The 869-nt window shown below is 62.3% G+C and carries 2 protein-coding genes; both read left to right on the forward strand.

Features of this window, described 5'->3' with window-relative positions; translation table 11 throughout:
• Positions 1-265 (forward strand): periplasmic substrate-binding domain-containing protein (locus PKE99_RS39160; RefSeq protein WP_271215079.1); only part of this gene is annotated, 265 nt, incomplete at its 5' end.
• Positions 266-370: 105 nt separating this feature from the next.
• Positions 371-869 (forward strand): ABC transporter permease (locus PKE99_RS39165; RefSeq protein WP_271215080.1); only part of this gene is annotated, 499 nt, incomplete at its 3' end.

Below are 869 nucleotides of genomic sequence, written 5' to 3' on the forward strand. Positions count from 1 at the left end.
CCAGTGGCAGGGCGAGAACATCAACCGCTACTGCGACCCGGCCTATGACGCCATGATCGCGGAGCTGGGCAAAACCGGCGATCTCGAAAAGCGCGCCGAGCTTGCGAAGAAGCTGAACGACATGCTGACCAAGGAAAGCATGACCATCGTGCCGCTGGTGGATCGTGGCCGTCTGTCGGCGCGGTCGAAAACCCTGGGCGGTGTCGTGCTGAACACATGGGATTCCGAACTGTGGAATGCCTCGGACTGGTATCGCATGAAGTGATGCGGGCCTGAGCCCCGGCTCTGATCCCGGCCGGTGCGGCAACCGCACCGCCCCCCTTCCCGACAAGACCAGTAGGCCAAGACCCATGACCCGAGGTGTCGTGCCATGCTGACATTCACGATCCGCCGCCTGTTGCTGGCCATCCCGACCCTTCTGTTCATCAGTCTCGTGATCTTCCTGCTGCTGGAGCTCGCCCCCGACGACCCGATGTCGGAAGTGCCACTGACCGTTCCGCCCGAGGTGAAGCAGAAGATGCGCGAGGCGCTTGGCGCCGACCAGCCGATGTTCTTCCGCTATATGCTGTGGCTGAAACAATTCTTCGTCATCGAACCGCTGCACATCCTTGGCGCCATCACCGGCTATGACCTGGCGGGTGACGCGCAGCGCATCATCTCGTGGCAAAGCCGCAGCCCGGTGGCCGACATCATCGCGCAGCGCATCCCGCAGACGCTGACCGTGATCGGCGCGGCCTATCTGATCGGCGTGCTGATCGCCCTGCCCATCGGCATTTATTCCGCCTATCGGCAATACAGCTGGTTCGACCAGCTTGGCACCTTCATCGCGATGATCGGGTTTTCGGTGCCGACCTTCTTTACCGGCGTCC

The sequence above is a fragment of the Pseudonocardia halophobica genome (assembly GCF_027922425.1).
Taxonomy (GTDB): Bacteria; Actinomycetota; Actinomycetes; order Mycobacteriales; family Pseudonocardiaceae; genus Pseudonocardia; species Pseudonocardia halophobica.